This window comes from Paraburkholderia lacunae (genome assembly GCF_003353175.1).
Lineage (GTDB): Bacteria > Pseudomonadota > Gammaproteobacteria > Burkholderiales > Burkholderiaceae > Paraburkholderia > Paraburkholderia lacunae.
The window spans coordinates 131121-155723 of the sequence record NZ_QHKS01000006.1 but is presented as its reverse complement, the minus strand read 5'-3'; the positions used below and the strand labels follow the sequence as shown (position 1 = coordinate 155723).

General features: G+C 62.1%; 27 protein-coding genes. 20 read left to right on the top strand and 7 right to left on the bottom strand.

The window, feature by feature from the left end; genetic code table 11:
• Positions 1-53: 53 nt before the first annotated feature.
• Complete coding sequence (locus tag DLM46_RS10925; RefSeq protein WP_115100780.1) at positions 54-449, bottom strand: VOC family protein; 396 nt, start codon at positions 447-449, stop codon at positions 54-56.
• A 334-nt stretch (positions 450-783) separates the two neighbouring features.
• On the opposite strand from DLM46_RS10925, the gene DLM46_RS10920 reads away from it, so the two are divergent.
• From DLM46_RS10920 to DLM46_RS10915, 3 genes are all read left to right on the top strand, one after another.
• Positions 784-1107: an isochorismatase family protein gene (locus tag DLM46_RS10920; protein ID WP_115100779.1), complete on the top strand. Its 324-nt coding sequence runs from the start codon at positions 784-786 to the stop codon at positions 1105-1107.
• Between the two features lie 6 nt (positions 1108-1113).
• Positions 1114-1296 (top strand): hypothetical protein, encoded by a 183-nt coding sequence (locus DLM46_RS39010; protein WP_133300325.1) that lies wholly within the window; start codon positions 1114-1116, stop codon positions 1294-1296.
• A gap of 113 nt (positions 1297-1409) precedes the next feature.
• Positions 1410-2036, top strand: a complete 627-nt coding sequence (locus DLM46_RS10915) for an acyl-homoserine-lactone synthase (RefSeq protein WP_115100778.1) — start codon at positions 1410-1412, stop codon at positions 2034-2036.
• A gap of 67 nt (positions 2037-2103) precedes the next feature.
• On the opposite strand, the gene DLM46_RS10910 is transcribed toward DLM46_RS10915, so the two are convergent.
• Entirely contained in the window at positions 2104-2820 is a 717-nt protein-coding gene (locus tag DLM46_RS10910) for an autoinducer binding domain-containing protein (protein WP_133300324.1), read from the bottom strand.
• A gap of 282 nt (positions 2821-3102) precedes the next feature.
• Between DLM46_RS10910 and DLM46_RS10905 the strand changes: the two genes are divergently transcribed.
• The 11 genes from DLM46_RS10905 to DLM46_RS10865 all read left to right on the top strand — a co-directional run bounded on the left by DLM46_RS10905 (position 3103) and on the right by DLM46_RS10865 (position 11480).
• Positions 3103-3846 carry a thioesterase II family protein gene (locus DLM46_RS10905; RefSeq protein ID WP_115100776.1) on the top strand — a complete coding sequence of 248 codons (744 nt, stop codon included), beginning with the start codon at positions 3103-3105 and terminating at the stop codon, positions 3844-3846.
• A complete protein-coding gene (locus tag DLM46_RS10900) occupies positions 3843-4304 on the top strand; it encodes an acetyl-CoA carboxylase biotin carboxyl carrier protein (RefSeq protein ID WP_165847950.1) in 462 nt (153 codons plus the stop codon). The genes DLM46_RS10905 and DLM46_RS10900 overlap by 4 nt, the downstream gene beginning before the upstream one ends.
• Before the next feature lie 70 nt (positions 4305-4374).
• Positions 4375-5187, top strand: coding sequence for an AfsA-related hotdog domain-containing protein (locus DLM46_RS10895; protein ID WP_115100774.1), 813 nt, complete (start codon positions 4375-4377; stop codon positions 5185-5187).
• 51 nt (positions 5188-5238) lie between these two features.
• Entirely contained in the window at positions 5239-5541 is a 303-nt protein-coding gene (locus DLM46_RS39825; protein ID WP_208866263.1) for a hypothetical protein, read from the top strand.
• On the top strand, positions 5534-6238 hold the full coding sequence (locus DLM46_RS10890) for an SDR family NAD(P)-dependent oxidoreductase (RefSeq protein ID WP_208866262.1): 705 nt from the start codon (positions 5534-5536) through the stop codon (positions 6236-6238). The genes DLM46_RS39825 and DLM46_RS10890 overlap by 8 nt, the downstream gene beginning before the upstream one ends.
• Positions 6239-6335: 97 nt before the next feature.
• A complete protein-coding gene (locus DLM46_RS39360; RefSeq protein ID WP_165847949.1) occupies positions 6336-6584 on the top strand; it encodes a hypothetical protein in 249 nt (82 codons plus the stop codon).
• Positions 6581-7711: a ketoacyl-ACP synthase III gene (locus tag DLM46_RS10885; RefSeq protein ID WP_165847948.1), complete on the top strand. Its 1131-nt coding sequence runs from the start codon at positions 6581-6583 to the stop codon at positions 7709-7711. Before DLM46_RS39360 ends, DLM46_RS10885 begins: the two co-directional genes overlap by 4 nt.
• Positions 7686-8342, top strand: a complete 657-nt coding sequence (locus DLM46_RS10880; protein WP_115100771.1) for an HAD family hydrolase — start codon at positions 7686-7688, stop codon at positions 8340-8342. The genes DLM46_RS10885 and DLM46_RS10880 overlap by 26 nt, the downstream gene beginning before the upstream one ends.
• A 20-nt stretch (positions 8343-8362) precedes the next feature.
• Complete coding sequence (locus DLM46_RS10875) at positions 8363-9559, top strand: cytochrome P450 (RefSeq protein ID WP_115100770.1); 1197 nt, start codon at positions 8363-8365, stop codon at positions 9557-9559.
• Between the two features lie 32 nt (positions 9560-9591).
• Positions 9592-11037 carry a long-chain fatty acid--CoA ligase gene (locus DLM46_RS10870; protein ID WP_115100769.1) on the top strand — a complete coding sequence of 482 codons (1446 nt, stop codon included), beginning with the start codon at positions 9592-9594 and terminating at the stop codon, positions 11035-11037.
• A 2-nt stretch (positions 11038-11039) separates the two neighbouring features.
• Positions 11040-11480 (top strand): carboxymuconolactone decarboxylase family protein, encoded by a 441-nt coding sequence (locus tag DLM46_RS10865; RefSeq protein ID WP_115100768.1) that lies wholly within the window; start codon positions 11040-11042, stop codon positions 11478-11480.
• Here DLM46_RS10865 and DLM46_RS10860 read toward each other — a convergent pair.
• From DLM46_RS10860 to DLM46_RS10845, 4 genes are all read right to left on the bottom strand, one after another.
• A complete protein-coding gene (locus DLM46_RS10860; protein WP_115100939.1) occupies positions 11477-12421 on the bottom strand; it encodes a LysR family transcriptional regulator in 945 nt (314 codons plus the stop codon). The genes DLM46_RS10865 and DLM46_RS10860 overlap by 4 nt on opposite strands.
• 859 nt (positions 12422-13280) lie before the next feature.
• The gene (locus tag DLM46_RS10855) at positions 13281-13580 is read right to left on the bottom strand and encodes an ArsR/SmtB family transcription factor (RefSeq protein WP_115100767.1); all 300 of its coding nucleotides are present in this window, start codon (positions 13578-13580) and stop codon (positions 13281-13283) included.
• A gap of 34 nt (positions 13581-13614) precedes the next feature.
• Positions 13615-15480 (bottom strand): biosynthetic-type acetolactate synthase large subunit, encoded by a 1866-nt coding sequence (ilvB, locus tag DLM46_RS10850; protein ID WP_115100766.1) that lies wholly within the window; start codon positions 15478-15480, stop codon positions 13615-13617.
• 136 nt (positions 15481-15616) lie between these two features.
• Positions 15617-16210 (bottom strand): AraC family transcriptional regulator, encoded by a 594-nt coding sequence (locus tag DLM46_RS10845; RefSeq protein ID WP_115100765.1) that lies wholly within the window; start codon positions 16208-16210, stop codon positions 15617-15619.
• A gap of 461 nt (positions 16211-16671) precedes the next feature.
• On the opposite strand from DLM46_RS10845, the gene DLM46_RS10840 reads away from it, so the two are divergent.
• Positions 16672-17667: a GlxA family transcriptional regulator gene (locus DLM46_RS10840; protein WP_115100764.1), complete on the top strand. Its 996-nt coding sequence runs from the start codon at positions 16672-16674 to the stop codon at positions 17665-17667.
• Positions 17664-18194, top strand: coding sequence for a G/U mismatch-specific DNA glycosylase (gene mug / locus DLM46_RS10835; RefSeq protein WP_115100763.1), 531 nt, complete (start codon positions 17664-17666; stop codon positions 18192-18194). Before DLM46_RS10840 ends, mug begins: the two co-directional genes overlap by 4 nt.
• Here the strand turns inward: mug and DLM46_RS10830 are convergent.
• On the bottom strand, positions 18155-19087 hold the full coding sequence (locus tag DLM46_RS10830) for a LysR family transcriptional regulator (RefSeq protein ID WP_115100938.1): 933 nt from the start codon (positions 19085-19087) through the stop codon (positions 18155-18157). The two genes, mug and DLM46_RS10830, sit on opposite strands and share 40 nt — an antisense overlap.
• Before the next feature lie 222 nt (positions 19088-19309).
• Here DLM46_RS10830 and DLM46_RS10825 point away from each other — a divergent pair, with 222 nt between their 5' ends.
• The 4 genes from DLM46_RS10825 (at position 19310) to DLM46_RS10810 (ending at position 24396) form a co-directional block, all read left to right on the top strand.
• Positions 19310-19984 carry an antibiotic biosynthesis monooxygenase family protein gene (locus tag DLM46_RS10825; protein ID WP_115100762.1) on the top strand — a complete coding sequence of 225 codons (675 nt, stop codon included), beginning with the start codon at positions 19310-19312 and terminating at the stop codon, positions 19982-19984.
• 81 nt (positions 19985-20065) lie between these two features.
• Positions 20066-21691: an MFS transporter gene (locus tag DLM46_RS10820; RefSeq protein WP_115100761.1), complete on the top strand. Its 1626-nt coding sequence runs from the start codon at positions 20066-20068 to the stop codon at positions 21689-21691.
• Between the two features lie 12 nt (positions 21692-21703).
• Positions 21704-22780 carry an HlyD family secretion protein gene (locus DLM46_RS10815; RefSeq protein WP_115100760.1) on the top strand — a complete coding sequence of 359 codons (1077 nt, stop codon included), beginning with the start codon at positions 21704-21706 and terminating at the stop codon, positions 22778-22780.
• Complete coding sequence (locus DLM46_RS10810) at positions 22777-24396, top strand: efflux transporter outer membrane subunit (RefSeq protein ID WP_115100759.1); 1620 nt, start codon at positions 22777-22779, stop codon at positions 24394-24396. Before DLM46_RS10815 ends, DLM46_RS10810 begins: the two co-directional genes overlap by 4 nt.
• Positions 24397-24603 lie beyond the last annotated feature (207 nt).

The window sequence follows — 24603 nt, the reverse complement described above, 5'->3', positions numbered from 1 at the left end:
GTGTGTGTAGTCTCCGTCTATACAGGCCTGCCATCAACGCGCGTAGCTGCCATTCAGATCGCTCTCTCGCGACTTCCATAAGCGATTTCGACTACCACGCCGTTCGGATCACGAAGAAATAATTGTCCGGAGCGCCGGCCCGTGGGCGGCGTGATGCCCCATCTTCGCCAGCCGGCCGCGAAGCGGTTGACGTCCACGACGCGGAACGCGATATGGTCGACATTGCTGCGCCCGTCGGCACCGGAGTGACCGGCGCGCTGCGCGCCTTCGTCAATGACATGAACCAGCGGTACGCCCTCGCCCGGCGGAGCGTTATAGAGCCATACGCCGGGAAACGGAAAGTTGGGCCGCTGGCCGACAGTCAACCCCAGGACTTCCGCATAGAAGCGGCAGGTGCCTTCGAGATCGGTCGTGCGGATGGTGCAGTGATCAAACGTCGTGGCATGCATATTTGCCACTCCTGAGGATCGGGTTACGTCAGTGTGTCACGCTTGTGCGTGTTAACCGCGTGACTATTTGTCCGAACATCAAGGATCGAGCGTACAACCATTCCTGGTGAATTTCGGGGATCCAGCGCTTCGAACTATTTGTCGCTGCAGTGCGGAACAATTCACTTAAATCCTCCCTCGGGTTACCCCTTAGACTGAATTTCACGTCCTTTAGGGAAGACGAACATGCTACCGACATAGCGGGGCGGCGTGTGGAGCAGGATGTGCTTTGCATTCGGCATGGGCGCCCTTGCGCGCCTGTGCGACATTCTCTTTGCGCTCTGGCAGAGATCGCATGACCACACAAAGCAAGCGCGCCGCGGTGTTTGCGAGCGGTACTACTGCGGTCGAGTTGGACCCCGTCACCACCTCGCGCGAGCACGATCTGCTGATCGAGAAAACGCTGCCGAGCGCGTTCGCCGAAGCCGACCTCACCGGCTGGCTGCGCGAGCGCGGGGTCGATACGCCCACGGTCAGGGGGTTCACCTCGAACAATTGCGGCAAATCGACGGTACGCGATGCGGTCCGTTCCGGCTTCCGAGTCGAGTTTCTCGCCGATGCAGCCGGCGCCTTCGCACACGCGAACCGGGCCGGCGCCTCTATCGCGGAGGAGTCGTAGTGCGCCGTGTGCGTGAGCATCCAGTCGCGCAATGGCGCTGTCGCGACGACCGGGGAGTGGATCGGCGCGGTGAGCGCGGCCGTACCGCTGCCGCGCGATACGCCGCTCGGCTCCACGCAGAAGGTACGAGAACTCGGACTGGCGCGTCCGTCGAGCAACGCCGCGGCCGTTGCGGAGCCGGCGCACTAGTAGACCCTGTCGTTGGCATAAGCACAGCTGGGCTGCCTGGCGGGCGTCGTGCAGCATCGGCTGTGCGATGCGCGCTTCAGGCGCTGCGTTCTTTACTTCGTCGAGGGGATCTTATGAGACTGTTGTCGGGCCGGGCGTGCGATCTTCCTCCTGTACTGCGAAATAAACTGTTCGCGTTTCGGTATCGGGTGTTCGTCGAACAGTTGGGCTGGCAGTTGGGGGATGGGCAGTCGCGTTTCGAACGCGACGAATTCGATCGCTTCGACACGCTTTACGTCGTCGGACAGGACGCCCGCGCGGAGGTGGTCGCCTGTGCCCGGTTACTGCCGACTTTGCGGCCATGTCTGCTCGAACGGCATTTCTCCGACCTGCTCGCCGCGCCGCTGCAATCGGCCGCTCACGTGTGGGAACTGTCGCGCTTCGCGGTCGGACGGGACCTGCCCGACACGGACGGCCTGACGGAGCTGCTCGCGGCGGTGCTGGAAGCGGCCGCCTACTGCGGCTGTGACGAACTGGTCGGTGTGACCTTTAGCAGTCTCGCGCGGCGGTTTCGTTCGCAGGGGGCGGAGGTCGTGAGCCTCGGTCCATCCAGAATCCTGGACGGCCGCCGCGTGGAGGCCTGCGCGATGAACATTCACCGTTCTTTGAATGGCCTGCGGGTCCGCTTGCCGGTCGGCAGTAAAGCCACGCCGCCAATTGCGGAAATAGCGGGATCTATTTCGGAGAAAATGGAAACCTAGCGGATTGCCTGCGCGGGGCGAATTGCGCAAAAACCGGTCGCACCAGGCGCTTTCGAGATGCGGCAATTTAATTATTGATTATTCCAAGGGCAACGGCTCGCACCGCAGCCTGCATTTTATTGATGGCACCCATTTTTGACAGGATCTTGTTGATATGGAAATTAACGGTGCTCGGCGCGATATTTAAAATCATGCCCACTTCCTGAGAGCTTTTACCCTCGCTGGTCCAGCAAAGAATTTCGCGTTCCCGCTCGGTCAGACTTTGGGTACCGTCGGTTTCGGCATGCCGGAACAGGAAGCGGCTCATTTCCGTATGCGTGGCGTTGGCAAGCCACGCGATGCACATCGAAATGGCGTTACGCTCGGCCGGCGACACCGCCTCGGCGCTACGCGCCAGCGACAACACGCCGAACGAGCCATTTTTCCCCCACGACGATTGCGAAATGCCAGCCCGGATGCCGAACGCTTGGGCTTCCTGCCACATCGTGCCGGCCTCGGCGAACAAGGCGTCCGACCAGACGATCGGCAGCGCCGACTGCGCGCCGCGCAGCACGACGGGGTCGGTTCTAAGGTAGCCTTGCTCCATATAGTGGGCCATCCAGCCTGCCGGATAGGTGTCGAGTACCCTCACGGGCCGCCGCGACACCGGCACCGGCGAGCGGAAGCCATAGCAGCAGAATTCGTACCCCAGTGCGACCGCATAGCCGGACAGGATCAGGAACAAGTCCTCCATGGAATTAGCGCTGGCGAAGCAATCCAGTATTTCATCACTATTCAGTTTCACTTTCGATCTCCCGTTTCAATGAAAGACGTAATGGGTATGGTGGAATAATTGCCTTTCCCAGTAACAAGTCAACCTGGATGTTGAAAATTCGACTTATATATGGCCCATCTTCAGTATGCAACAAGTCATAAATATTAAAGTGTTACAGAGAGAAGTGAGTGGCGTAACTTTATGCACATTAATGGCGCAACTGCATCATGCCAGTGCCTGCTATTAACCTTGCCAGTGGCCCGGAAATATTAAGTCAGATACTTTTACAACTCCGGATTCGTGGAGCCGAGCATGTCCGCCGATAAGTTTCGGGCGCCGCACGCCATCGTCTTTATTCCTTATGCGGGAGGCAGTGCCTGCTCGCTGCCCGCCGTGCGCCTCGCGGTGCAGGAGAGCCGGCCATTCGTCGGCGTGCAATATCCTGGCCGGCACGCTGCCTGCGCGACGCAGGCGCCGCGCAGCGTCGGCGAGATGGCGGATCACGCGGTAGCGTGCATTCGTGCCGCGCGGTTGACGGACGTGACGCTGTTCGGCTACAGCCTCGGTGCGCTGGTCGCGCACGAGGTGGCGCTGCGGATGCAGGACGAAGCTGCGTGTCCAGTGCGGCATGTCGTCGTCGCCGCCTGCCGGCCGCCGCATCTGTTTCGCGGGTCGGGCATGTCCGCCTGTCAGGGCGACGAAGCCTTTCTGACCGAGGTGGCGCGGCTCGGCGGCGTGCCACGCGCATTGCTTCGAGATGCAAGGCGGGCGTCGCATTTTCTGCCCGTGCTGCGCGCCGACTTCGGTGTCTGCGACCGCTTCACTTATGTCGAGCGCGGTGCCCTGACGTTGCCGCTCACCGTGCTCGGCGGCACCCGCGACCAGTTGGCGCCGCTCGCCGACGTCACGCACTGGCGTCAACACACCACCAACGCTTACCGCGAGCGAATTCTGCCTGGCGATCACTTCTTTATTAACCAACACGCGAGCGCCGCCGCCGCCCTGCTGACGCTGGACTACGTGCCATGCTGCGCTTCCATGGAACCCGTCCCATGAACACATCGAGCATCCGCCGACTGGTGCAGATGGTGACGCAGTCACGCATCGCCGAACTGCAGGTAGAAAGCGAACCGATGGGTCGCGTGATCGTGCGTAACGCGGCGCCGGTCGTGGCGAGTCCGGGCAACGAGTCGCTCGCGCCGGCCGCGCGTTTGGCTGGCCCGGCCGCTGTGCCGCCGCACGTCACGCCACGCCCGCTGCTTGCGCCGCGGCGGATCGTGGCGTCGTCGCTGGTCGGCACCTACCGGCACGGTGCGGCCGAAAACAGCGCGCCGCTCGTTCGATGCGGAGAGACGATCGAGGCGGGCCAGGTTATGTGTGTGATCGAGGCAATGCGCCTGAAGCACGAGATCCGCTCGCCGCACGACGGACGTCTCGTCGAAGTGCTGGCTGACGAAGGCGAGCCGGTCGACTTCGGTCGTCCGTTGTTTATCATAGAAGCTTTGGATAACTAACAAGGTTACTAGTGGAAACGCGCGGCGATCGCGGGTCAAATGAACGCCGTACCAGGAACGGAGTGAAGCGATGAGCGAAGTTCAGGCGATGGGGTTGCAGTGCCCTTTTCTAACGGCGGTGGGTTTGCCGCTCGAAGCACCCAGAAGCGCGACAGTGCACCGTGCGCGAATCGTCGTCGGAAGCCGGATCAAGTCGCAGTGCGACCACGAACGTCTGATTTCCGTCGACGAGGCGCGTCGCTTGATCGATGGCTGGTCGGCAGCCGACGGCACGCTGGCGCTGGTGGTCGGGCAAGGTCTCGACGATGCGAGTCTGCACGGTGTGTACGCGGCGGTCGAACGGCGCGGGCCTTGTGTGGTGCTGAGCCCGTCGGCGCCGCCGAGGCGGGCCAGCCGCAGGCTAACGCACAAGCATGTGGAACCGAACATCGCGATTACCGATCCGCTGGCGGGCGGCGACGGCAGCTATAGCTGCGCGCTGCTGCTCGACGAACGCAGTGCCGATGTTAGCGACCACCTGACCGGCCGGCACATCCCCGGCCAGATGATCGCCGAAGCCGCGCGCCAGACCGCGATTGCCGTGACGGAACGCTTCTTCCTGCCGCCTGGCCGGCCGGTCGAGGTGCGCTTCGTCACACACGAGATGAGCGTCAGCTACGCCGACTTCGTGCTGCCGTTGCCGATCGACATCCGCTGTGTGCCGTTGAAGCTGCGCCGCGCGAGCAGTTGCAGCCTGCGCGTGTCGTACGAGATGCACTTTACGCAGTTGAGGCAGGTGGCGGCCGTCGCGCAGTTCAGCATTTCGGTCGTCGACCGGCGCTACTTCGATTCTCGCGAGAAAGCGCTACTCGACGCGCTGTACGGACAGCTTGCCGCCGCCTAGCCACTGTGCTCACCCGTGGCGTGTGCCACCACAACCGAACAGGAGTGTCCAGTGAGAAGCCAGATCATCGACATAATCCGGGCCGCGCTGGAAAACGAGAGCGCGATGCACAGCGAGCCGATCAGTCTCGCCGACGGCGAGGCGACCGCACTGTATGGCCGCAACGGCCAACTCGACTCGATGGGGCTCGTGTCGGTCGTCGTGGATGTCGAGCAGGGAATCGAACGCGAACTGGGCGTGCGCATCACGCTCGTCAGCGACGGCGCGATGTCCGCGCGGCGCAGCCCGTTCGCCACGATCGGCTCACTGGCCGACTACGCGCTGGGTCTGTGCGGCGAGGTCGCCCGTGTCTAACGCCCGTCAACCTATCACGGTGGTCACCGGCGCGCGCAAAGGGATCGGCCGTCATCTCGCGCAACACTACGTCGCCAAGGGGCATCGGGTGATCGGGTGCAGCCGCCAGGCCGCCGACTTTTCGCTCGACGGCTACGAGCATGCGCTCGTCGACGTCAGCGACGAAGCGGCCGTGGGTGAGGTGTTCTCGACGATCCGAAAAAAGTACGACGTGCTCGACAACCTCATCAACAACGCGGGCATCGCCAGCATGAACCACTGCATGTTGACGCCGCTCGACACCGCTCAGCGCATCGTGCAGACCAATCTGATCGGCACCTTTCTGCTGAGCCGCGACGCAGCGCGGCTGATGCGCCGCAACGGCGGACGGATCGTCAACTTCACCACCGTGGCGCGCCCGCTCAAGCTCGACGGCGAGGCGATCTACGCGGCTTCGAAGGCGGCGGTCGAGTCGCTCACAGAAGTCATGGCGCGCGAACTGGCGAGCTACGGCATCACCGTCAACGCAGTCGGCCCGACGCCGGTCGACACCGATCTGACGCGCACGGTGCCGAAGCAGAAACTCGACGCCTTGCTGGCGCGCCAGGCGATTCCGCGTTTCGGCACGTTCGAGGACGTGGCCAACGTGGTCGATTTCTTCCTGTCGCCGCAAAGCGCGTTCATCACCGGACAGACGCTGTATCTCGGCGGCGTTTGACGCGGGGCGAGCCGCATGGGTTGCGCATTGAGCCGGGCTGCGTCGTGCGACGCAGCCTGTTCCTAACGTATCACCACCGTTTCCATGAGGTCTGATCATGACGCTGCAACCGTTACTCGACGAACTGGGCGGTTTGCTCGAAGTGGACGCCGCCGAACTCACCCGCGCGGTGAAGCTGGACACCTTCGAGAACTGGGACTCGCTGACCAAGGTGACGCTCCTCGGCTTTGTCGAGGACCATTATCGCGTCGCGCTCGACGCCGCGCTGCTCGATCGGCTCACGGACGTCGGCAGCCTGCTCGACGCGCTGACGGCGTCGCTCGACCGCGCTGGGCAAGCGGCATGAACACTACCATCAACGGCGTGTCGATCGCGGCGATCGCGGCGTCGCTGCCGCGCGAGGTGGTCGCGGTCGATTCATTCGCGGCGCGCTATGGCCGCCATGAAGTGGAGCGCATCGCGCGCAGCACCGGCATCGAGGCGATCCGCGTGGCGGGCGGGCTGACGACGGGCGACCTGAGCACGGCGGCGGCGCATTCGCTGTGCGCCGCCATTGACGCTGACCCGGCTTCGATCGATGGCCTCGTGCTGGTGACGCAGACGCCCGATTGCGCCATGCCGGCCACCAGTGCGCTGATCGCCCACCGGCTCGGCCTGCGCCGCGACGTCGTCGCATTCGACCTGAACTTCGGCTGCTCTGGCTATATCTACGGGCTTTACCAGGCGGCGTTGCTGGTTGCGGCGGGCGGGTGCCGGCGCGTACTCGTATGCACCGGCGACGTGATCACCAAGCTGCTGCATCCCGACGATCGCCACGTACGGCTCGTGTTCGGCGATGCGGCAACTGCGACGCTGATTGAGCAGGGCAACGACGCCATCGATTTCGCTTTCAGCACCGACGGCAGCGGCATGCAGCATCTGCACACGCCGCTCGCTTACACGGACGACGCAGCGCACGCGAGCCGCACCGGACACCTGTTCATGGACGGCGCCCAGGTGATGAGCTTTGCGCTCGAACAGGTGCCGCTCGCGGTCAACGCGTTTCTGGCGACGCATCGCCTCACGCTCGACGAGGTGCCGCTGTTCCTGTTTCACCAGGCCAACCGCTTCATGCTGCATTACCTCGCCCGCAAGCTGGGTATCGCGCCGCAGCGCATGCCGGTGAGCGTCGGTGCAGTCGGCAACACCGGACCGTCGTCGATTCCGCTAACCGTGTCGCTCGCGGCAGCCGAGACTGGCTGGCGCCATCAGGGCGTGCTGGCGTGCGGTTTCGGCGTCGGGCTGTCGGTGGGCGTGGCGAGGCTGTCGCTGCGCAATACGGTGGTGGCGGCGCCGGTCGACGTAGGTGACGAAACCGCCGGCCTGGCCGACGCACCCGGTCCCGCCCCCGCACCGGCAGACGATCTTCTTCGACAATCGACTCGTAAGTCCTCCATAGGGGAATCCAATGACCATCAATACGATCTGGTTTGACTTCGGTGGCGTGCTGTCGCCGCCGATCGATGAGCTCTACACCGTTTATCAGCGCAAGACCGGTGTCTCGCGCGTGGAGATGGAAGCGGCGATGGCCGAGGTCGCACGCCCGCTCGGCGTGCATTTCCTTGCACCGATCGAGCTGGCCATGATTACGCAGCGCGAATGGGCCAAGGGCATGCGCGAAGCGCTGACGCGGCTCTACCCGGACCTCGACATTTCACGCTGCAATTTCGATAACCATGGCGAACAGTGGTTCCAGGATCACCGCGTCAATCCAGGCGTGGTCGAGCTGGTGACCGAAATGAAAGAGGCCGGCTTCAAGGTAGGTATCCTTACCAATAACGTGATCGAGTGGGAGTACTCGTGGCGCACGATGGTCGGTCTCGACCACCTCGTCGATCTCGTGGTCGATTCCTGCAAAGTGCGCATGCGCAAGCCCGAGCCGCGCATCTTCGCGCTGTCCGCCGAACGTGCGCGGAGCCAACCGTCCGAGTGTGCGCTGATCGACGATCTCGACGAGAACTGCGCGGCGGCGCGCGCCTGCGGCTGGGAAGCCGTCGTGTTCCGTGACGCCGCCCAGACCGCCGCCGAGCTGCGCCAACTGGTCGGCGGCGCCGTCATCTCCTGACCTTCCACGCGGACGTTGCCATGCTCACCAAGACGCTTGTGCGCGTATTCGACATTCCGAACCTGGACGCGCCGCCGTACTACACGCCGGTCGAAAGCGAGACGCCGTTTCCGCAGGTACGCTTGCCGAGCGGTCATCTTGCGGTGCACCTGACGCGCTACGAAGATTGCCGCGCGTTCCTCGCCGACCCGACGGTCAGCCGCACGCTCTGCAATGTCGAAGGCGGCCCGACGTTCCTGCCGGGCACGACCCAGAAGGAACTGCTGCTGAACCTCGACAATCCGGCGCATGCGCGCTCGCGCGCCACGGTTACCCGCGATTTCAGTCCGCGCGGCGTCGAGAACCTGCGCGAACTGGTTGACCGCACCGCGCGGCGAGGGATTGCCGATATGGTGGCGGGCCGCAGTCCGCCCGATGTGTTCGAAGCGGTGTTACAGGACGTCACGTCCGCCACGGTCTGCCATATCCTGGGCATTCCTCTGTCGGACCGGCCGATGTTCCGGGTCTGGAGCCGCACGATTCAGGAAGCACCGCCGCATGACCTGGCCGGTATCGAGCACGCGGTCAAGGCGAGCTTCGACTACCTGATGGACTTCGTGCGCGGCACGCGCGCGGCGGAACCGACCGGTTTTATCCGCTCTTATGTCGACCACCGCGCGAAACTCGAAGCGCCGCTGTCAGACGAGGAGTTCGTCGGAGTGCTGCTCGGAATCCTGCTCGGCGGCGACCACAACGCGTTGAGCGTGATGACCAAGTCGCTCTATACGCTGCTGTCGGCGCCCGCGCTGTGGATTCGCGTGGTCGAGGAACCGGAGCGCCTGCCGGCGATGATCGAGGAGCTGATCCGCGTGATTCCGATCGGCAAGCTGTCGGCGTTTCCGCGCATGACGACCGTGCCGCTCGTCACCTCGGTCGGCACGATTCCGCCGGACACGCCGGTGTACGCAAACGTGTTTCTAGCCAACCGCGATCCGGAGGTGTTCGCCGATCCGTTGACGATCGATTTCGACCGCACCGCCGGCAAGCCGCATCTACAGTTCGGGTTCGGCATCCATAGCTGCATGGGCCCGGCGCTGGCGCGGCTCGAGATCGCCGCCGTGCTGCGTGCGCTGGCCGAGCTGGTGCCGAACCTGAAATTGTCGATGGAACCTGGAGCACTGCGCTGGATCAACGGGACGGTGCTGCGCCGGCCCGACGAATTGCCGGTGAGTTTCTGACCGGCTCCGAGAACTGCCCTGCGAGGTGGATCATGACTGACAAGCCGTTATTCGCGCTGCTGCGCACGTTCGGCGAACGCCCGGCCGTGCAGACCGAGCAAGGTTCGCACAGCTACGGCGAGCTTTGCGCGCAGATTGAGCGGCAGACGGACAAGCTCCGTGCCGCGGGCGTCGCGCCGGGGGACGTGGTGTTTCTGCAAGGCGATTATTCGCTGTCCGGCATCGCGCTATTTCTCGCGCTGTACCGCAACGCGAACATCATCGCGATGAACACGGCGAGCAATGCGCAGGAGATCGACACCAAAAGCCGCACCGCGAACGCCGTGTATTTCGCCGAGGTCGACGAGGACACACTGACGCCGCTCGCCGATGCGGACCGCCGTGCGGCCGCATCGCCGCTTATCGAGGCATTGCGCGCCGAACGGCACGCCGGGCTGATCCTGTTCAGCAGCGGCACGACCGGCGCGCCGAAAGCGATGCTGCACGATCTCGACCGGCTGATCGACGGCTATGTCGGGCGCCGCGCGCGGCCGTTGAGCATTCTGCTGTTCCTGCTGTTCGACCATATCGGCGGGATCAATACGCTGCTCAACATCCTGTCGATCGGCGGCACCGCGACGCTGGTCGCCGAGAAGACGCCAGAGCGCGTCGCTTCGCTGATCGAACGCTATGGCGTGACCGTGTTGCCAACTTCGCCGACCTTCCTGAATCTGATGCTGATGGGCGACGCCGTCGGCAAGCACGACCTGTCGTCGCTGCGGATGATTACCTACGGCACCGAGCCGATGCCGGAGAGCCTGCTGCGCCGGCTGCGCGAGAGCCTGCCGCGCGTCAAGTTGCTGCAGACATTCGGCACCAGCGAAACCGGCATCGTTAGCACGACCTCGATGTCGTCGGACAGCGTCTACATGAAGTTCAACGATCCGTCGATCGAACACAAGATCGTCGACGGCGAGTTGTGGCTGAAAAGCGCGCGGCAGATCCTCGGCTATCTGAACCATCCCTCGGACAGCTTCACCGAAGACGGCTGGTTCAAGACCGGCGACGTCGTCGAGGAGGGACCCGACGGCTTCCTGCGCGTGCGCGGAAGGCGCAAGGAAGTGATCAATGTCGGCGGCGAAAAGGTGTTCCCCGCCGAGGTCGAATCGGTGTTGATGCGGCATCCCGGCGTGCGCGACTGCAAAGCCTATGGCGAGGCGAACTCGCTGACGGGCCAGTTCGTCGCCGCCGATGTCGTACTCGATCTCGCCGCGGGCGTCGAAGCGGCCGCCGTGCTGCGCGACATCCGTGCCTTTGCGCGCCGTTCGATGGACGGCTACAAGGTGCCAGTGCGACTCACGCCGGTCGAGGCGATCGGCTATTCGAGCCGCTTCAAGAAAGTGCTGATCGAGCGCTCCGGCCCGGCCGATGCCGGTGCTGCCGCTGATTCCATTGATTCCGTCGCATACAGCGAACCTACTGGACAGGATCAGAACTGACCATGAACGAGACCCCGACTTCACGTTACGAGCGCGGCATCGCCCGGCTGACCGAAGTGGTCGGCAGCGCCGGCCTGCAAGTGATCGATGCCTTGCAGCAGATCGCTTCGGACATGGCACGCTACACGATCGAGTTTTCCTACGGTGACCTGTACGGACGCCGCGCGCTCGACGATTGCTCGCGGCAGATCGCGGCGGTCGCCGCCCTGGCGGCGCTCGGTCACTGCCGGCCGCAACTGAAAGTGCATATCAACGGCGCGCTGAACGTGGGCTGCACGCCGGTGGAAATTGTCGAGGTGATCCTGCAGATGGTGCTGTACGCCGGTTTTCCCGTAGCGACCAATGCGATGCTGGCCGCGCATGAAGTGTTCGAGGAGCGCGGTTGCCTCGCGGCATTGCAGACGGCCGGCGGCGGCGAGGCTCAGACGCTCGCGCCCGCTTAAGCGGCCGGCGCAGGCGGGGCCACGGGGGCAGTGGCGGCGAGGGCGTCCGGCGCGGACTTGGGAAACAGCGATAGCGCCATGAAGTCGATCAGCGCGCGATTCTTCGGCAGCAGATGGCGGCTCGACGGCCACAAGACCCAGAACGTGCCGGTCACGCTGTAGTCGGTGAGGATCGCGCACAGCGCGCCGCTGGCGAACGCTTCGCGGGCGACGAAGTCGGGCAGGTAGGCGATACCCGTGCCGCTGACGCAGGCCGCCAGCACGCCCTCGATGTTATTCATCACGGCGGCCGGGGAGATTCTGGCTTCAAAGACGCGATTGTCCGACTTTAATGTCCAGGTCTGCAATTTGCCGTTTGACGGATATTTGAAATAAATGCCGTCGAAAGCGGGTAGCGCGTCAAGGGATTCAGGTTCGCCATGGCGATTCAGAAAATCGGGCGAGGCATAAAGATTAAAGCGGTACTGGCCGAGCGGTTTCGACATCAGACTGGAATCGGGCAGATCGCCGCTGCGCACGACGGCGTCGAAACTCTCTTCGACCAGATCGACGATCCGGTCGCTAAAGTCGAGGTCGAGTTCGATTTGCGGGTAGAGGCGCCGGAAGGCGGGCAAGGCGCGGGCGATCAGCCGGTAACCGACGGCCGGGAAGCTAACCCGCACCCGCCCGCGCGGCTCGCCGACGCTGCGGCTCAGTTCGGCCTCGGCGTCTTCGAGGTCGCGCACGATGTCGCGACAGCGGGCGAAGAATTGCGCCCCCTCTTGAGTCAGGCTGATCTGGCGGGTATTGCGGTGGAACAGACGGACGCCGAGTCGTTCTTCGAGGCGGGTGATGCTTTTACAGACCGCGGACGACGAAATGCCGAGCATGCGGCCGGCAGTCGTAAAGCTTTCATGTTGAGCGGCCTGGACGAATATGGTCAAGCTGTTCAGATTATCCACAAACACTCCACCTTGGCCGATTTATCCGATCAGCGTAGAGTTTAACACCTCAATTTGATTATGTTGCTGAATATATTATCGGGAGTGGGCATCACTCGCCATGCCATTAGTTTCTTCGATGACGGCGATTTTCCTTCAATTGGGCCGATTCTCTTTTTTATGCAGAAAACATCACAAACAGTTCAAATCGCGGCAAGTGTTCCGTGTAAACGATTTTGAAGTTTGTGCGTTTGAGCATGGAGTCGGGGATGGCTCAAGCTGAGCACCAATTTCTATCATAAGCGCCAAAGTTATATAGATTTGGCGAAATATTTGGGAAGATCGCAGTCGGTGCCGTTTCCGGATACCGGAACAGTCATTGTGATGGCGGCCCGATGTAATTCACCCGCCTTAACCCCATGACGGAGGCTCACATGCAATACCTGTTGATGATCTATGCGTTTGCCACGCGAGGTTGCAAGCCGCGCGCTAACGCGGCTCAAACCTCGCGCCCCGCTGCGCGGTCCGGACCGTTCCATTCCCACCGGAATTGGGTTGAGTCCGTATAAGTGTGCATGGCACAGCGCAGGCAACGCACCGTCGATCGACTCTAGCAGCGCGGAGGCCAGCGCCTTGGAACAACGCTCGCATGTCAACTGGGGAGCAACCGATCAGACAGCGGGTCAAAGCCCCGACACCGGGCCCTGACACGCTCGATGCGAAATTGATGTCGACTAGGCGAGTGTCGACGATGCGAGAACGGGCTTCGTTTTTATTCGGCCGCAGGACGCAGGCCAGGTTCGTTTCGAGAGGCAACCAAGTGTTTCGTCTTGGAACGCAGGCGAGAAAGCGCCGACACTTCAGTCGATAAAACCCGCGGCTACAAATGCGACTTGACCTGTTCCGCAAAGGTGCGAATGACGTCTTCGTTTCGCGATAGAAACATCCACTGACCCACGCGCGTCGAATCAAGCAGTCCCGCCTCGACCAATGCCGCGATGTGCGCCGATACGGTCGATTGCGCTAGCCCGCTGCGCGCGAGGATGGCATTCGACGGCACCCCGCGCGCAAGATCGATGTGACCTTGCACAAAGTGCTCTTTGGGGGCCTTTAACCACCTCAAAACCTCGCGCCGGAACGGGTTGGCGAGTGCCCTATGAATCAAATTCTCGTCAATCATGGATTTCGACGACGCCTCAATAGCAGTTGAACGGTTAGAACATATCCGTGGCACTGTTGCGTCCCACGCCCTGAATGTGTGTTTCTCGCCCGGTGCGAGACGGAATGAAGGGACCTGTGATCATGTTCGAGTAGCTTTGTCCCGGGCCTACCATCGGAAATACATCGGCGTTCTCGTCGATCATCACCTCGAGAAAGGCAGGTCCATCGAATTCCACGAACTCCCTCAACGCGCCCTCGAGTTCATCTACCGCTTGAACGCGACGCGCAAATTCAAAGCCATCGGCCTGCGCCGTCATCACAAAGTCCTTCCTATGCAATGACTTGTCGCTGACGAACATCCGTCCTTCATAAAAGAGACGCTGCCACTGCCGGATCATTCCGTCACCGCGATTGTTGAGCAGCAATACCTTGACGGGGACGCCGTACGTGGTTGCCGTCTCCAGTTCGCCGATATTCATCCGTATGCTTCCGTCGCCGTCGATGTCGATCACGAGGGCGTCCGGTCGCGCCAATTGCGCGCCAATGGCCGCGGGCAGCCCGAAACCCATCGTCCCCATGCTTCCTGATGTCAGAAAGCTTCGAGGCTCGACAAACGCGAAGAACTGCGCGGCCCACATCTGATGCTGGCCTACGCCCGTGGTGATGATCGCTCGTCCGCCCGTGATTTCGCTGAGCTTCTCGACCACCCACTGCGGCTGAATCGCGGGGTTGTTTCGGTCGTAGTTCTGCCCGAACGTCCGCTTCAACTCCGCGACGCGTTCGAGCCATTTCGAAGGCGATGGCATCGCTGGACTGTGCTCGATCAAAGACAGCAATGCGTCTTTCGCATCTCCCACGTGAGCCCAGTGCGCGCGTTTGACCTTGTTGATCTCCGCCTCGTCGATGTCGATATGAGCGACATAGCGAGCACCGGCGGCAAATGATTCAGGCCGGCCACCGGCAACCCGATCGTCGAACCGGGCGCCCACCGCGATGAGAAAGTCACAGTCTTCAACTGCGTAGTTGGCGCAGGCGGTGCCATGCATGCCGAGCATGCCGAGATACAGCTCGTGATTGGCAGGGATGGCGCCAAGACCCATGAGCGTCGTCACGATCGGAATGCGGTTGCGCTCGGCAAACGCTCGTAGCTCAGCCGTCGCGCGAGCTGTGATCACGCCGCCGCCGACATAAAGCAGCGGCCGCCGACTCTCTCGCAGAAGGTCGAAGAAGGCGTCGGCCTTTTCTCGTTCAAGACGCGCGCCTTGCGCCACCATTCGGAGACGATCGGCGTAGCCGCGAGAATGCAGCGTGCCTTGCCCATGATAGGGGCCCCTCCAGTTCTGAATGTCTTTGGGCACATCCACGACGACCGGGCCCGGTCGGCCGGTGCGGGCAATTTCGAATGCGGTTCGCAGTGTTTGCTCGAGCTTCGCCGGGTCGGTTATCAGGAACACCTGCTTCGCGCACGCCGACATGATGTTGAAGACGGGCGCCTCCTGAAACGCATCGCTGCCGATCGCGGCGCGTGGCACCTGCCCGCAGATGAGGACAACCGGTATCGAATCGCCATTGCAGTCGGCGATCGGCGTCACGGCATTCGTTGCGCCCGGGCCGGACGTCACCATGAAGACGCCGACTTTTCCGCTGGCCCGCGCATAACCGGCGGCCATGAAGCCCGCGGCTTGTTCATTGGCGGGTACGACGAACTTGATCTGACGTTCGGCGTGTGCCGCGTTCATTTCGTTATGACGAAACACGGCGTCGTACGTCGGCAAAATCGCGCCGCCGCTATATCCGAACATCGTGCCGACGCCCTGCTCGGCAAGTACGCGCAAGATAATGTCGGCGCCCGACAGCATTTCACTCGTATTCGTTGGCGTCGGATCGGCTGGTGAAGCAATGATTGGGTGTTGAGTCATGGCTGGCTTGAGTGCGAACGTGAGGTGCGCTTGCTGCTGGAATTTGCTGCTTGAAGAATGGAGAGAAAGGACACAACGATTCTGCCAACGATCGGAACCGCGCGGTCCCTTCGTTGCTGTGGCGCATGGGCCAAAATTAGCTACATTTGGGCCATGAGCGCTGCCTCGACAATGACTGTGTGACGCTTCTGGCGAACTCTTCGCCAAGGTCCTCCCCGACGAGAGCCAAGGCCACCCGGATACCGTCGCTCACGCCGCGCGACGAGTACAGGTTGCCATCCTTCAAATAGCTTTGATGGCTGATGACGTGGACGAGGGGAAACTCGGTGGACAGACGTTGTGCGTCGCGCCAATGCGTAGTCAACGCGCGATGGTCGGCAAGGCCGGCGCGCGCGATTAGAAAAGCCCCGTTGGACACCGACGCGAGCCTTCGCACCCTGCTTCCGGCATCACGAAGCCAGGCCACCAGTTCGCGATGCTCAGGCTCCGGACCGACGGCCGGTGAACCCGGCACGACGACGATGTCGAATGAAGTAGGCACATCCGACAGAGACTCCGTCGTGCCCACCGCTACGCCATTCGAGCACGCGACGGGCCTTGGGGACGGCCCCACGAGATGCTGCTCGTACAACGTTGCGCCGCTCAGACGATTCGCTTCGTGGAAAACATCCATCGGGCCCGTCACCTCGAGCAGCCGGAATCCCTCATACAGCATCATCGCTACTTGCATACACCGTCACTCCGCGAATGCACTGCACACGAGCGCCGCGCATCTCGCCGCGTCAGGTCTGGCGAAGCGGTGCGAGGTATGAGGTCTTTCAACATGCCGAGTCTGTCCTTCGATACGTGTTGCCCAAGGGCCGGCCCTCCTACGCTCTTACGGCCGGCCACATCCACGAGATCAAGTCTATTCAGCCGGCACGGGCGAGGAAACACGCGGTTGTCGCCATGCTGGGCCAATCAACTTGAGATTTGGGCCAACGTGCGTTCGACATCTCCCCAGTCCAATCCATTTGTGACTCGCACTCAAAAGACAGTTTCAGCCCAGTACGTCCCTGTTTTCGAGCCATTGCGGTAAGCTCGGTTACCGACCGTCGTCGCAGGTTCGCAGGCTTGGTCCGGTCGTTCGGGCAAAGCCAATCGGGTCGCCGGTATCGGAAACGGGACGATTAACTCCATGAAGGTCACGGCATGAAAGTCGCCATTGTCATATTCGATGGTGTTCAAGCGCTCGACGTTGCGGGCCCCCTCGACGTGTTTGCGGAAGCCAACACGATCCTTACTGAGCAGCAGAAATATGAAGTCACTCTGGTGGGCCCCCACGCCGGCACCGTGACCTGCTCGAACGGGATGGGGCTTTCCGTGCCGTATAGCTATGCGGATCTCGACACGCAATGGGACCTGCTGCTGATCGCAGGCGGGCCGCAACTGCCCGAGATTCAACCGTCAAACGATTTTCTGACATGGCTGCAAAATCAGGCACGAGACGCAACACGGTTCGGCTCCGTTTGCAATGGGGCATTCGTGCTTGCCCATGCGGGACTGCTCGACGGCAAGGAAGTGACGACTCACTGGGCGGACGCGGGCCGCCTTGCGCACGAATTTCCGCAGGCGCGTTTGCAGCCCGACAAGATCTTCGTTCGCGACGGACGCCTCATTACGTCGGCGGGCGTGACGGCCGGCATCGATCTGTGCCTGGCGCTGGTCGCCGAAGATTGGGGACACGAACTGGCGGTGCGTGTCGCAAAACGTCTTGTCGTGTATATCCAGCGGGAAGGCGGCCAATCTCAGTACAGCCCGTATATGGGAACAGGCAGGGACGAAGATCCGATTATCGGCAAAGTGCACCGGTATGTGACCGCGCATATAACCGATGCTCTATCGATCGAGCAGCTCGCGGACGCAGTTGGCGTGAGCCGGCGGACCTTCTCGCGAGCCTTTGCAAAGTACGCGAAAGTGACACCATCCGCGTTTGTCGAGCAGGTTCGCGTCGACAGCGCGAGGAAGTTGCTCGAAGATTCGGATGCGCCGCTGAAGACCGTTGCCTATCAGTGCGGCTTCCGCAGCGCCACGCATATGCGCACGACGTTCTCCCGGCGGTTAGAAGTCACGCCGAAACAATATCGACAACGATTCCGCGGCGATGCAGGCACGCAGGTCTCATTTCAAGCACTCGCTCATTCGTGACTGCCGCCGATTCGCTTCAATCGCTTCCCGATCTCCTTGAACCGAACTTGTCGTTGGTATTTTGCGGAATTAATCCAGGTATCCGTGCGGTATCGACAGGTCACCACTTTGCGGGCCGAGGCAATCGATTCTGGCGGGTCGTGCATCTCGCCGGCTTTACCCCCGAACACATTCGGCCCGAAGACGATCACACGATTCTTCGATATGGCTGCGGTCTCACTGCAGTGGTCCCTCGACCAACAGCGCAAGCCGCCGAGCTCTCGCGATCGGAGATTGAACTGGCCGGGGATACTTTCCGGCGAAAGATCGAGCGATACGCGCCGCGGCACATCGTTTTCCTCGGAAAGATGGCGCTTTCGGCGATCTCCGGTACGCGCGATATCGATTGGGGTCGACAAACAGAGCCATTCGGCGGCGCGCACACGTGGGTCGTCCCCAATCCAAGCGGGCTGAATAGGGCGTTCGACCTCGATGCGCTGGTGACCGCTTACCGCGAAGTTCGCGTTGCGGTAGCGTCCTCAGCCTGAAGGTGCGGGTTTTGGCGTAGCGTCTCGGTCACGTATTCCACGAAAGCGCGAATCTTGCCGCTGGTGCTGCGCCGCTCGACATGCAGCAGGCTCACCGGTGCCGACTCGGGCTCGAATGACATCAAGACCGGTTGGAGTTTGCCATCGGCTACATCCGGCGCCGCCTGGTACGACAGCAACTGAGTGATGCCCACACCCTCGGCGGCAGCGAGAATGGCAGCGGGAGCAAGGTCGACCACCATCCGCGGCCGCACCCTGACGGGCAGCCTCGAACCGTTTTCGTTGAACACCCACTCGAGCGGTTGCGAGACGCCGGTGAAGGACACACAGTGGTGATTGATCAGATCCCTGGGGTGAACGGGTTCCCCACGCTCGGCTAGATAGGAGGGCGCCGCATACGTCCGACGCCGCACAAAGCCCAACGGAATGGCGTATGTCGAGGAGTCTCCGAGGTGGCCGATACGGAGAGCCACATCCACCCCTTCCTCCAGAAGCCGCGTGGTTCGATCGGCGTACATCGCGTTGATGGTGACGTCCGGATAACGCAGCGCGAAGGCGTTGACCAGAGGCGCCACATATCGCTGGCCAAACAGAACCGGTGCAGAAACGGTCAACGTCCCTACGGGATTGAGCGGATCGGCCGCAATGCTGGCTTCCGCGTCCATGATGGTGTCCAACACCTTCCTGCAGGCTTCGAGGTAAGCCATGCCTGCATCCGTCGGACGAACCGTTCGAGTCGTCCGAGCAAGCAGTTGTGTGCCGAGACGGGATTCCAGCGAATTGACCGCTCGCGAGACCCCGCCGGCCGACATGCCGAGTTTCTCGGACGCGGCAGTAAAGCTGCCTCGGTCAACGATGGCGACGAAAATCTCCATCTCACGTAACTTGTCCATTCCGCCCCCCACCCTGATCACCGTGTCCACTCGCCGTGATTCTATTCGATCAGTTCGCAAAGAACTCTTTCAGGCCGTGATGGTTATCGGAACGTCATTTGCCGCGCTGGCAAAAATCGCAAATTCATTGGCCCAATAGCAACTAGCTTGGGCCCCAATGAATTCGGGCTTTCCCCGACAATCACTGCACGTCGTATCAGCAATCAATCGAAAGAGGTGCCTATGTTTGCCGCAATGCTCGAAGTCAATCCGAAGCCCGAACAGTTCAACGCGTATCTCGGCATGGCCAAGGTGCTGCGCCCCGAACTCGAGAAGATCGACGGGTTCATCGACAACAATCGCTACGCAAGTCTCACACGCGAGGGATGGCTTCTGTCGCTGTCGAGCTGGCGCGACGAGAAGGCGCTGGTGCGCTGGCGTAGCCAGGCGGCCCACCACAAGATCATGCAAGCCGCGCGTGACCGGGTGTTTTCCGACTATCGCTTGCGTATTGGCCAGGTCCTCAGCGACAACCAGCTGCCTGCGGGACAGGTCCTGATTGAGCAACGCCTCGATGTCACCGAGACGGGTCGCGGCACGGCAGTGACCCTGCATGAAGGGAAATTCTCGCCGGACGGGGTCAAGCAAGCTGGCGCGGAAGCGGTGGCGAAATCGCTTGGCGTCGATACGAGCGCGGCTGGCCTCGTTGCCTGGGATGTGTTCGACGCGTTGATGACGCCGGGGGACGTGATCGCGGTGGTGACGTGGCGCGACCAGGCGGCAGCCGAAGCGTTCGAACGCGAAGCAGCGACGGCAGACGGCTTGCGCCAGCGGAACGTCCGCATCATCCGAGAGTACGGAATGTTCGATCGCCGGGAAGCACCGCAATATTTTGCAGAGGCACAACGCACGCAGTAATTCTGCTGTTCGGCGTTATTGATGTGGCTCGATATGGAATGGTTAGATTTCCTATCGAATCAGAATAGCAATGAGGTTTCCATGACCACCGTCGACCCTTTTACCACTGGAGCGGAACCATTGACCGTCGCGCACGCGCCGGCACCCGCTCCTGCGCCGAAGACAGAGGCTCCCGCACAGCCGACGCCCCCACAGTCCACCCTTTCGCTGCGCCTCGCCGTCGGCCTCGTCGGGATGCTGCTTGCGTCTCTCCTGGCCATTCTCAATGAGCAGGTCACGGCGCAAGCGATGGCGGACATTCAGGGTGCGTTCTCGATTGGTCATGACGATGGAACCTGGCTGACCGCTCTGTTCGAGGCGGCCAATGTGGCGACGATGGTGTTTGCCCCGTGGTTTGGGATCACCTTCACGCTCAAGCGATTCACGAGCGGCGCCGTGATCGCGACGATGCTCTTCGGGTTCCTTTGCCCCTTCGCGCCGAACCTGCTCACGCTCGATGGGCTGCGCGTGCTGCAGGGGATGGCCGGCGGATGCCTTCCCCCGATGTTGATCATCGTGGCGCTGCGCTATCTCCCGCCCAAAGTGAAGCTCTACGGACTCGCAGGGTACGCACTCACGGCGACCTTCGGGCCGGCGCTCGGCACACCGCTCGCCGCGTTGTGGACCGAGTACGTCGGTTGGCAAATGGCCTTTTGGCAAATCGTGCCGCTGGGCATCGTGAGCTGCGCGGCGATTCAGTGGGGGCTGCCGGCAGATCCGCTCAAACTCGAACGGCTCGCGGCATTCAACTGGACCGGGTTTCTGACCGGCTTTCCGGCCGTCGCCATGCTCGTGATCGGCCTTCTGCAAGGCGATCGTCTCGACTGGCTCGATTCCGCGTTCATTCGCGCGATGTTTATCGGCGGCGGGCTGATGTTGGTGACGTTCCTCGTCAACGAGTGGTTTCACCCGCATCCCTTTTTCAAGCTGCAGCTGCTTGCGCGCAGAAACTTTGCGCACGGACTCACGACACTCGCGGGCGCGGTCATCTTGCTGGTTGGCGTGGCTGCGATACCCGGCCAATTTCTCGCCAATGTTCACACCTACCGGCCGCTGCAAACTGCACCTTTGTCGCTGCTGGTTGCGATGCCGCTCTTGATCACGCTCCCCTTGACGGCCGCACTTTTGAATCTGCGGCGCGTTGACCACCGGTGGGTCATGGCCATTGGATTGAGCCTCATGATCGCCACGTGCGTGATGGGGAGTTTCATCACGTCCGAGTGGATCCGCGACAACTTCTACTGGCTTCAATCGATACAGATCGTCGCGCAGCCGATGCTGATTCTCGCGATCCTGATGGGCGTGACGACGGGCTTGCCCCCGGCAGAAGGTCCCTTTGCTTCAGCGATGTTCAACTCGCTCAAGACATTTTCCGCGGCTGTGGCGACGGGTCTCATAGAAGGGCTGGGTACCGATCGCGAACGTCTTCATTCGAACATGCTCGTGGACCAATTAGGCAATCACGCGCTTGTCACGAGCCAAAACATCGACGCGGCCCATGGCCTCGGCGAACTTGCACACCGGATCCACGCGCAAGCAGTGGTACTGACATCGGCGGATCTCTACCTCGCGATGGCGGGAGTCGCCATCGCGCTTCTTCTCCTCGTGCCAGTGTTACCCGTGCGCATTTACCCGCCCTGGAGCACGACGCCCCCCTCTTCGAATTAAGGGAACGCAATCATGTCAACCGCTGCTCGATCTCCCCTCAAACTCATTCCTGCGGCCGCTATCGCCGTCGCAGTCGGTATTGGCACGTGGGCTTATTCAAGCCTGTCAAGCGGCTCGAATTCCGAATCCACTAACGATGCCTACGTCGCGGCTGATTTCACCCTCGTGGCGCCGCGCATCCCCGGCCAGATCGCCGAAGTCCCGGTCAACGACAACCAGTCGGTCAAAGCCGGGCAATTGCTGGTGCGTATCGACGACCGCGACTACAAGGCCGCATTGATGAGTGCTCAAGCGGACGTCGCCGCGGCAAAGGCGTCCGTCGCGAACTACGACGCCGAAATCGCGCGGCAGCCCTCGCTCGTCGATCAGGCGCGCGCGACGCTCAAGTCCGACGATGCGGCGATCGCGTTTGCGCGCGACAACGCCGCGCGGTACCAGGATCTCTCGCAAACCGGCGCAGGAACAGCTCAGGAGCAACAGCACGCCTCGAGCGCGCTCGCCGAGCAGCTTGCGCAGCAGGCCCACGACCAAGCCGCGCTGGAGGCGACCGAGCAGAACCTGAACGTACTGAATACCCAGCGCGACAAGGCGACCGGCGCGCTCGAACGCGCCGAGGCGGTACTCGAGCAGGCGCAGCTCAACCTGTCCTATACGGAGATTCGCGCGCCGATCGACGGCAAGGTTGGACGGCGTTCTGCGCGCGTTGGCGCGTACGTGACGCCCGGCGCGCCGGTTCTCGCAATCGTGCCGCTTTCCGAAGCCTATGTCGTCGCCAACTTCCAGGAAAACCAGATCACCAGGATGCGGCCTGGCGAAAGCGTGCGCATCAAGGTGGACAGCCTTCCTGGCGTGGTGATTCACGGCCGGATCGATAGCCTCGCGCCCGCAACCGGCGTGAGCTTTGCGCCTATCGCGCCCGACAACGCGACGGGCAACTTCACGAAGATCGTCCAACGCGTACCGATCAAGATCGACATCGACAAAGGTCAAGAGGCGGCGTCTGCGTTGAGCGTGGGGCTTTCTGTCGAAACCGAAGTGGCCACCGGTCGACATGGCGATGCGCGAGCCGAAGCGGGAGAGCAAAAATGAGTACGCACGACTTTTCATTCCGCGCCATCCGCGCGTTGGCGCTGGAAATCCTGGCATGCCTTGTGATCGCGGGCTGTACCGTGGGACCGAATTTCGTGCCTCCCACGACGTCCGCGCCGCCGCAAGTCTTTGAACGCACCGAAGCGGCGCAAGCACCGAGCAAGGCCGTCGAAGCCGGATTCAATTCCGATTGGTGGACACTGCTCAACGATCCCAGGTTGAACGCGCTTGAAAAGCAACTGGCCAATGCGAACCTCGATGTGGCCGCGGCGTCGGCGCGCCTGCGGCAAAGCCGCGCCGGACAGCGCATTGCGGGGGCCGCGGAATTGCCCACGCTGGACGGCGCTGCGTCCTACGACCGCGAGCGCGGCAGCCCGAACGGCATTCTGTCGCTGCTCGGCGTCCCTTCGCTCGGCCCCCAATCGCAATCGGCTTCGGGGAAAACGCCGCTTGGCGTGACGCCGATACCGGGCTCCAAGGGGTCGCCTGCCTACAACCTCTATCAAATGGGCTTCGATGCCTCTTGGGAACTCGATATCTGGGGCGGGGCTCGACGCGGTGTCGAAGAGGCGTCCGCCTTGTCGGATGCTTCTTACGAAGACCGAAACGCCGTGTTGTTGTCTGCCCGTGCCGAACTCGCGCGTGACTATATCGAGTTGCGCGACACACAATCGCTGCTGAACATCGCGAAACAGAACCTTGAGATTGCTCGCGATACCACGAAGCTCACGCAGATCCGCGAGCGTGACGGCGTGACGACGGATCTGGATGTGGCGAATGCTTCCGCGCAGGCGGCATCAATCGAAAGTCTGATTCCGACGCTCGAATCGCAATGCGAGACCAAGATCAACGCGATCGGCGTCTTGCTCGGCGAGGAGCCGGGCGCGCTCAAGCAAACGCTCGCCGAGCCGCATGACGTGCCCGAGCTGCCCGCACAGGTGCCCATCGGCTTTCCGTCAGAGCTCGCGCAACGCCGAGCCGATATCCGGCGAGCGGAAGCGCAATTGCATGCGGCCACGGCGTCGATCGGTGTGGCAAAAGCCGACTTTTATCCGCACATCTCGCTCAATGGCAGTGCGGGTTTCCAGAGCCTTCAGCTCTCCAGCCTCGCCAGCTGGGCGTCGGGGCAGTTTGTTCTCGGCCCCTCCATCACGATGCCGATCTTCGAAGGCGGGCGTCTCAAGGGCACACTGCAGCTACGCGAGGCACAACAACAGGAGGCCGCGATCGTCTACAAACGTACCGTACTCGAGGCGTGGCACGAGGTGGACGATGCACTGGTCGCCTACGATGCCGAGCAGCTGCGCCGCATCAAGCTAAAGGAGGTGGTGGCGCTGAACCAGCGCGCACTCGCCGTGGCGCAGCAGCGCTACAAGGCTGGGGCATTGGACTACCTCGACGTGCTGAACGTTCAGAAGCAACTGCTCGAAGGCCAGAGCAAGCTCGAGCAAAGCCAGGCGACCGCTGCCGCGAATCTGATCACGCTCTGCAAGGCGCTCGGCGGCGGCTGGGAATCGACTTACGCAGTCCAGGCGCCTCAAGTTGGTGGGGGCACTGCGGCGTCTCAGCGAGTTCCGCCAGAACACGACACGTCGATCACAGCAAAGGCAGACTGAGCCTGACGTGCTCTGCGAATGAGGCGGTCAAACGCGATGCATGCGCCCGCGCGAATTTCAGGGAGATGCCGCGCCTTCTTGCGGAGGCATCACAAATAGCGACGACGGAAACACCGGCAGCCACGAAGCCCAGCCCGCGCAAACGAACGTCAACTAAAGCTGCGACGAACGTAGACGCAGACACTACGCAGCATCCAGTTCCCGTTA